Source organism: Nonomuraea sp. MG754425, from assembly GCF_021699195.1.
Lineage (GTDB): Bacteria > Actinomycetota > Actinomycetes > Streptosporangiales > Streptosporangiaceae > Nonomuraea.
The window spans coordinates 1-5,305 of the sequence record NZ_SSXE01000337.1 but is presented as its reverse complement, the minus strand read 5'-3'; the positions used below and the strand labels follow the sequence as shown (position 1 = coordinate 5,305).

Sequence of the window (5,305 nt, the reverse complement as noted above, 5' to 3'; positions counted from 1 at the left end):
CGGACCCCCACTCCACACCTCCACCTCCCACTCCGCCGACCGCGTCACCGTCGCCCTCACCACCGACGGACCCATCGGAATCGACGTCGAAGCGGTGCCGGACGAACCCGTCGACGGCATGGCCCGGTGCGCGCTCACCGCCCGCGAGCGGGCGCTGCTGGAGAAGATCCCGCCCGAGGAGCGGTACGAGGCGTTCGCCAAGCTCTGGGTGCGCAAGGAGGCCGCGCTCAAGGCCACCGGACTGGGCCTGCGCATCTCGCCGCTCAAGGTCGAGGTCAGCGGCCCGGACGAGCCCCCCGCACTGCTGGGCTGGCCCCTCGACATCCCGCCCGAGAACGTACGCTTCCAGCCGCTGTCACCCGGCCCCGGCTACGTGGCGACGGTGGCGACGATCACCGACCGGCCGATCGAGGCCGTGGAGTTCCACGTCCCGGCCGTCGGGTCGCACTTCGCGGACGCGTCGCTCACGACCGCCGCGTGACACCACGCAGCGCCGTCCTCCCCGCGGGACGGCATGCGGGCTCAGGCCCGGTCGCCCACCGGCGGCCGGGCGCGCCGGAGCACGACGAGCAGGCGGCGCGCGTACACGATCCAGACGATGGCCAGCGCCAGCGCCAGCAGCGCGGCGTTGAAGATCCACTCGTTGGAGCCGCCGGGACCGTAGACGCGGCTCGGCGCGCCGACGTCCACGGCCGGGACCGGCTGCCCGGCGCGCTGGGAGCCGCGGTCGCTGCCGTACAGCTCGACGCCCGCCCGGACGGCACCGCCGCCGGCGGCGCGGAAGTCGCCCGTCCAGACGCACGACTCGTGCCCGGGGTGGGACACGCAGAACAGCTCACGCGGGACGAACTCGCCGGGCGCGCCGTCCGCGCGGGCGGCGCGGACGACCGTGCCGAGGTTCGGCACGGTCATCAGCACCAGGAGCACGGCGACGACGGTCAGGACCGCCGAGAAGGCGGGCGAGAACCCGCGGCGGGTCCTGCTCACGCGACCGCGCAGGCGCAGCGCATGCCGGCCCGCTCGACCGGCCGCGGACGGCGGTGCAGGAGCATCGCCACCACCATGGGGGCGAAGACGAGCGCGTTGTAGAACAGGTGCAGCTCCATGCGCGGTACGAGGAGCTGGATGACGCTCGTCGGCACCGGACGGCCGAGCAGGTTGGCGCCCGCCAGCGCCTGGCAGAGCAGCAGCAGGTGCTCCAGGTGGTGCCAGATCTGGATGCCGAGGGAGATGTTCCACCATGTGCGGCCCCGGCCGGTGAAGCCGGGCCGCAGCAGGAGCAGGCCGATGAGCATCAGCAGCGCATACCCGTAGTGCATCCACTCGGAGCTGACCAACCACGGGAAGGGCACGCCGAGCACGCCCCTGGCCTCCTTGAGCGGCCAGCCCAGCACGTAGACCTGGACGGCCTGGGCGATGTGCTCGGCCCAGTGGGCCACGACCACCGCGAGGTAGACGCCGAGCGCCGCCTTGTGGTGCCGGGTGTTGAGCGTGCTGATCAGGCCGTGCGACGTGGACACCGTCTGTGTTGCCATGCGGAACCTCGGCTTCCGGGGGGAACGTCGTCTGACGCGTCGTCCCAGGACGGCGAGGCCGTGGGTCGGAGTCGGGTCACCTCCAGGCACGCCGGCTCCGGGAGATCGCCCCCTCAGTGTCGCCTCCGCGATCGGGCGTGACAACTCATGAATTGCGCGGGGCGGGCAGTCCGGCGACGAGCTGTTTGGTCGTCAGGGTGACGCCGCAACTGCCGGCCACGTAGCCGAGTGTCAGGCGGTGGTCGGCGGCGGAGCGGTCGGCGACGGCGTCGGCCACGACGAAGGGCTGGAGGTCGCGGGTGAACGCGTCCACGGCCGTCGTCAGGACGCCGAGGTGCGCGTGGACGCCCGCGATGACGAGCTGGTCCCGGCCGGCCTCGCGCAGCCACCAGTGCAGGCTGGTCTCGTGGAAGGCGCTGTAACGCCGCTTGGTGAAGACCCAGTCGGCGGGTCCGGGCGCGATCTCGCCGGGGAACGCGCGGTCCGCGGGGCCGAGCAGTTCGGCGCGCGGCCGGAAGTCCGTCCCGAGCCCCTGTTGCGCCTCGGTCAGCAGGCCCGGCTGGGCGGCGTAGGCCACCGGGACGCCGATGGCCTCGCACGCCTCCCGCAGCGCCGCCACGTTCCGCACGAGGTCCGTCAAGGGGGCCTCACCGGACGGGAAGGCGCGCAGGCTGCCGTGCTGCAGGTCCAGCAGGACGAGCGCGGCCCGGTTCGGGTCGGGCGACCAGGAGGCGGTGTTGCGCGGCAGTTCCCCGGCGTCCGGCATCGGATACGGCTCGATTTCACAGAAATCCTGCACGACGGCCTCCGCGGTGCATCTCTTCGCAATTTACGGCTGTTTCCATGATGTGCCGCTCACGGGGGCCTGGAAATGCGGAACGGCGGCAGGAAGCTGACTTCCCGCCGCCGTTTCCTGTCACCTGTGGAAAGGCGTTTTCAGAGTTTGGCCGCCACCCGCAGGGAATCGGCGCGGCCGGTGGATTCCCACGGGAAGCCGGTCCGCCCGAAATGGCCGTAGGCGGCGGTGTCGGCGTAGATGGGGCGCAGCAGGTCCAGATCCCGGATGATCGCCGCCGGGCGCAGGTCGAAGACCTCCCGGACGGCGTCGTGCACGCGCCCGACCGGCACCCGCTCGGTGCCGAAGCACTCCACGAACAGGCCCACCGGGTGCGCCTTGCCGATCGCGTAGGCCACCTGTACCTCGCAGCGGTCGGCCAGCCCCGCGGCCACGACGTTCTTGGCCACCCACCGCATCGCGTAGGCGCCCGAGCGGTCCACCTTCGACGGGTCCTTGCCGGAGAACGCCCCGCCCCCGTGCCGGGCCATCCCGCCGTACGTGTCCACGATGATCTTCCGGCCGGTCAGCCCGGCGTCGCCCATCGGGCCGCCGACCTCGAAGCGTCCGGTCGGGTTGATGAGCAGCCGGTACCCCTCGGCGGCCAGCCCCGCCTCGGCGAGGACCGGCTCCACCACCTCCCGGCGCAGGTCGGGAGCGAGCATGTCCCGCAGGGAGACGCCCGAGGCGTGCTGGCTCGACACGACCACCGTGTCCAGCCGGACGGGGCGGTCGCCGTCGTACTCCACGGTGACCTGCGTCTTGCCGTCGGGCCGCAGGTAGGGGACCACGCCGGTGCGGCGCACCTCGGTCAGGCGGCGGGCGAGCCGGTGCGCCAGCGTGATCGGCAGCGGCATCAGCTCCGGCGTCTCGGTGCACGCGTAGCCGAACATCAGCCCCTGGTCGCCGGCCCCCTGACGGTCCAGTTCGTCGCCGACGCCCTCGACGCGGTGCTCGTAGGCGTCGTCCACGCCCTGGGCGATGTCCGGCGACTGCGTCCCGATCGACACCGACACCCCGCACGAGGCCCCGTCGAACCCCTTCTGCGAGGAGTCGTAGCCGATCTCCAGGATGCGCTCCCTGACCAGGCCCGGGATGTCGATGTAGGTCTTGGTCGTCACCTCTCCCGCCACGTGGACCATCCCCGTGGTGATCAACGTCTCCACGGCCACGCGGCTGCCCGGATCCTGCTTCAGCATGGCGTCCAGGACGCTGTCACTGATCTTGTCCGCGATCTTGTCGGGATGGCCTTCCGTGACCGACTCCGACGTGAACAAACGACGGGCCACTGGCCCACCTCCTCAGAACGGCGATCGGCTAGAACGGCAGCCGGCGACCCGACGGCGTACGCAGGTCCAGCTCCACTCTCGACGGCCGCGGCTTGGGCTTGGAAACACGAATTCGAGGCATGGCGAAAGACTCCCTGGAATCTCGGCGCAGCCACACCCGAAAAGCCGCGCGACCGCGGCGGACCTCCTGAATTCGCCTTTTCCGGCGACGGGCCGGACGTGGCTTTTCTCGAGAATAGGCAGGGGGTGCCGGAAAATGTTCTCGCGCTATGCGGTGTCAGCCGACGTTGCCGGACAGCGAGCTGGTGTAGGAGGCGGATCGTGACGTGGCGAGGAGTTCGAGGTGCGCGCGCAGCGTGCGCGCCGCCCGCTCGTCCACCTCGTCGGCGAGTTCCTGGACGCGGGCCAGCCCGCGCTTGGCCGCGTCCTCCTCGCCCAACGCGCGCTGGACCCCGGTCAGCATCATGAGCGCGTGGGCCTCGCGCAGCGGCACGCGCATCTGCTGGAACAGCACGACGGCCTGGTACAGCCGGCCGGCCGCGTCGTCGGGCCGGTTCATGGTGATGGCCAGTTCGCCCAGCCCGGCCACGGAGTGCGCCTCGGCCAGGCGGTTGCGGGCGCTCTGCGCCTTGGCGTAGGCCCGCTGGAGCAGCGGCTCGGCCTCGGCGATCTTGCCGCGGCGGAGCTGGGCGATGCCGAGCCCGTGCAGGGCGAAGGCTTCGCCGACGCTGTCGCCGGTGCCCTCGACGATGGTGAGCGCCTCCTCGAAGGCGCCCGCGGCGAGGGCGAACTCCTCGGCCTGGAGGTGCACGCGGCCCATCCGGTGCAGGATCTGGGAGACCGCCCGCCTGCTGCCGCCGCTCTTGCCGCGGACGAGGGCCTCGGCCAGCATGATCTTGGCGTCGTCGATGTCGCCGCACTCGGCGCGGATGGCGGCGAGGTTGTCGAGCGTGTGCGCGGCCAGGATCTGGTCGCCGAGTTCGACGAAGATGGCCAGCGCCTGTTCCAGGTGCATGGCGGCCTCGTCGAGCTGGCCGTTCATGCGTTCCAGGAAGGCCAGGTCCCGTCTGACCTTGGCCATCTGGAACACGTCCGCGGTCTTCTCGAACAGGGAGAGGGCGCCTTCGAAGTCGCGGCGCGCGTCGTCGAAGCGCTGTTCGGTCTGCGCGAGCGCGCCCCTGACGCACAACATCTCGGCCTGGCCGCGCTCGTCGCCCGCCTGGCGCGCGGCAGCCAGCGCGATCTCCTGGATCTCGCGCCACTCGTCGAGGTAGACGCGCAGCTCGAAGAAGGGTTCGGCGTTCATCGCGATGCGCCAGCACAGCTCGGCGCGCCCCGCCTGCACGGCCTGGCGGATGCCGGCCATGACGACCGGGCGTTCGCGATCGAACCACGCGATCGGGTCGGCGACGAGCCGGCCGACCAGGTCGGCGGGCAGTTCCGCGTCGATCCGGGGCAGGGTGGCGGGCCCGCCGGTGGGGCCGAACTCGCGCACGCGCGCGGCCTCGCTCAACGCGTGCAGGGCGTTGAGCAGCCGGGTCAGCGCAGCCATGCGATCGGCGTGCGTCTCCTCCTCCGACAACCGCTCACCCGCGAACACCCGAATCAAATCATGGAACCGATACTGCACATTCAACCCAACCCCC

Annotated in this window: 6 protein-coding genes; 1 reads left to right on the top strand and 5 read right to left on the bottom strand. The window is 71.6% G+C overall.

Features of this window, described 5'->3' with window-relative positions; all coding sequences use genetic code 11:
* A partial coding sequence (locus FAF44_RS51855; RefSeq protein WP_237110890.1) for a 4'-phosphopantetheinyl transferase superfamily protein occupies window positions 1–481 on the top strand: 481 nt, incomplete at its 5' end.
* Window positions 482–522: 41 nt separating this feature from the next.
* On the opposite strand, the gene FAF44_RS51850 is transcribed toward FAF44_RS51855, so the two are convergent.
* The 5 genes from FAF44_RS51850 to FAF44_RS51830 form a co-directional block, all read right to left on the bottom strand.
* On the bottom strand, window positions 523–987 hold the full coding sequence (locus tag FAF44_RS51850) for a hypothetical protein (RefSeq protein WP_237110889.1): 465 nt from the start codon (window positions 985–987) through the stop codon (window positions 523–525).
* Window positions 984–1,535, bottom strand: a complete 552-nt coding sequence (locus FAF44_RS51845) for a hypothetical protein (protein WP_237110888.1) — start codon at window positions 1,533–1,535, stop codon at window positions 984–986. The genes FAF44_RS51850 and FAF44_RS51845 overlap by 4 nt, the downstream gene beginning before the upstream one ends.
* Window positions 1,536–1,680: 145 nt before the next feature.
* Window positions 1,681–2,334 (bottom strand): isochorismatase family protein, encoded by a 654-nt coding sequence (locus tag FAF44_RS51840; protein ID WP_237110887.1) that lies wholly within the window; start codon window positions 2,332–2,334, stop codon window positions 1,681–1,683.
* Window positions 2,335–2,471: 137 nt separating this feature from the next.
* Complete coding sequence (gene metK / locus FAF44_RS51835) at window positions 2,472–3,659, bottom strand: methionine adenosyltransferase (RefSeq protein ID WP_237110886.1); 1,188 nt, start codon at window positions 3,657–3,659, stop codon at window positions 2,472–2,474.
* 277 nt (window positions 3,660–3,936) lie between these two features.
* Window positions 3,937–5,211, bottom strand: coding sequence for a tetratricopeptide repeat protein (locus tag FAF44_RS51830; protein ID WP_237110885.1), 1,275 nt, complete (start codon window positions 5,209–5,211; stop codon window positions 3,937–3,939).
* Between the last annotated feature and the right edge of the window lie 94 nt (window positions 5,212–5,305).